A 2565-nucleotide genomic window follows, 5' to 3' on the forward strand; every position below is an offset into this window, starting at 1 on the left:
CAAACACTGGGCAAAACTTCAAAACAGTTTTACTGGATTAGCACTGCCATTGTCGTTTTACTAGTGGTGGGATTTGCTATTGTCCCGATTCTGGCCTATTGGAAAGCATAAATGACTGAAGAACAACCATTAGACAGCTTTTCCCCAAAAGGTCCATTGGAACAACGTTGGACTCAGCATAAATACAATCTGCGGGTAGTCAGTCCGGCTAATCGAAAACGATATCGAGTAATTGTGGTCGGCACCGGTCTGGCTGGTGCTTCTGCTGCAGCATCATTGGCAGAAATGGGTTATCAGGTGAAAACCTTCTGCTATCAGGACAGTCCTCGCCGAGCGCATAGTATTGCTGCTCAGGGGGGGATTAACGCCGCTAAGAATTACCATAATGATGGTGACAGTGTCTGGCGTCTGTTTTACGACATGATCAAAGGTGGCGATTTTCGTGCCCGCGAATCCAATGTATTCCGACTGGCAGAACTGAGCACGTCGATTATTGATCAGGCTGTAGCGCAAGGGGTGCCGTTTGCCCGTGAATACAGCGGCTATCTTGCCAATCGTTCGTTTGGTGGAGCGCAGGTATCCAGAACCTTTTATGCACGAGGTCAAACCGGTCAGCAGTTATTACTCGGTGCTTATCAGGCGATGAGCCGGCAGGTAGCTGAAGGGCATATTGAGCATTTTTCCCGCTGTGAAATGCACGATTTAATCAAAATTGACGGCAAGGCCAAAGGTATCGTGGTCAGGGATTTATTGACCGGTGAATTAAGTTCACATCTGGCGGACTGTGTGGTGCTCTGCACAGGTGGTTATGGTAATGCCTTTTACCTGTCGACCAATGCCAAGGGCTGTAATACCTCTGCTATCTGGCGAGCACATAAGCATGGAGCATTATTTGCCAATCCCTGTTTTACCCAGATTCATCCCACCTGTATTCCACAACATGGTGAATTGCAATCCAAGCTGACCTTGATGAGTGAATCTTTACGTAACGATGGCCGCATCTGGGCACCCAAAAATCCGGCAGACTGTGGTCGTGACCCGCGTGAAATTCCGGAACAGGATCGGGACTATTTTCTGGAACGCATGTATCCGGCCTTTGGCAATCTGGTACCACGCGATATTGCTTCGCGGGCGGTCAAACATATTTGTGATGATGGCCGTGGTGTCGGTCATGAAATTAATGGGCAGAAGCTGGGGGTCTATCTGGATTTTGCCGATGCCATTAAAGAACAGGGTGCTGACGTAATCAATGAAAAATACGGCAATCTGTTTGATATGTATCAGCGAATTACTTCTGAAGACCCAACTCAACAGCCGATGCGAATATATCCTGCCGTGCATTACACCATGGGAGGATTGTGGGTGGACTATAATCTGATGACCTCTGTAGATGGATTGTTTGCCGGCGGCGAAGCCAACTTTTCCGATCATGGTGCCAATCGACTTGGAGCCAGTGCATTGATGCAGGGGTTGGCAGATGGCTATTTTATTCTACCAACCACGGTGTCCGATTATCTTGCTCGACAAACACCATTGGAAGATAAAGATTATCCAGAAGTGCAGCAGGCCATGAACTATTCGCAATCGCGACTGGACAGACTGTTGAATGCGCCTGAACCAAAACAGACGCCAGACTATTTTCATCGTCGTCTGGGCAAGATTTTATGGGATCACTGCGGCATGGCACGCAATGAATTTGACTTGAAACAGGCCATTGAAGATATCCAGCAACTGCGTGAACAATTCTGGCGGGAAATCAAAGTCAGTGGCAATGACAAACAGCTTAATCAGACGCTGGAAAGAGCCGGTCGGGTTGCCGATTTTATGGAACTTGGCGAATTAATGTGTATTGATGCATTAAGCCGTGAAGAGTCGTGTGGTTGCCATGCTCGGGTCGAACATTTAACCGCTAACGGTGAAGTACAACGACACGACAACGATTTTGGTTTTGTTTCTGCCTGGCAGTTCACCGGTGATGTGGTTCAGCCGAAGCTGGTAAAAGAACCGCTGCATTTCGATTTTGTCAGTCCTGGGATTCGCAACTACCAATGAAATTTATCCTGCATATATGGCGTCAGGCCAATCCCCAAGCCAAAGGTTTTTTTGAAAAACATGAATTGGAAGTGGAAGCTGAATCTTCTTTTCTGGAAATGCTTGATGCCCTCAATGAGCGTCTGATCACTCTTGGTAAAGAAGCTATTGTTTTTGATCATGACTGTCGTGAAGGCATTTGTGGCAGTTGTAGTCTGGTGATTAATGGCGAACCTCATGGTCGGCACCGGGCGACGACCACCTGTCAGCAATATATGCGTGACTATCAGGATCAAAACGAATTATGGATTGAGCCCTGGCGGGCAACGGCATTTCCGGTGATTAAAGATTTGATGGTCGATCGCAGTGCGTTTGATCGTATTATTCAGGCGGGTGGTTATATACCGGTAAGAACCGGTGCAGCACCAGAGGCCAATACCCAGCCAGTGGCCAAGCCGGTAGCAGATAAAGCCTTTGATGCAGCTACCTGTATTGGCTGTGGCGCCTGCGTTGCGGTTTGTCCGAATGCATCAG

Annotated in this window: 2 protein-coding genes; both read left to right on the top strand. The window is 48.0% G+C overall.

The features are described 5' to 3' along the window. Positions 1 to 111: 111 nt before the first annotated feature. Positions 112 to 2052, top strand: a complete 1941-nt coding sequence (locus tag B3182_RS12135; RefSeq protein ID WP_292355862.1) for a fumarate reductase/succinate dehydrogenase flavoprotein subunit — start codon at positions 112 to 114, stop codon at positions 2050 to 2052. Continuing rightward, on the top strand, positions 2049 to 2565 hold a 517-nt coding region (locus tag B3182_RS12140; RefSeq protein WP_292752913.1), incomplete at its 3' end, for a succinate dehydrogenase/fumarate reductase iron-sulfur subunit. The genes B3182_RS12135 and B3182_RS12140, both read left to right, overlap by 4 nt.

Source organism: Methylophaga sp. UBA4204 (assembly GCF_002379485.1).
GTDB lineage: Bacteria > Pseudomonadota > Gammaproteobacteria > Nitrosococcales > Methylophagaceae > Methylophaga.

Excerpts from the sequence above, each read along its gene's own strand:
- B3182_RS12135 (WP_292355862.1), top strand. The coding sequence starts at position 112 with ATGACTGAAGAACAACCATTAGACAGCTTTTCCCCAAAAGGTCCATTG.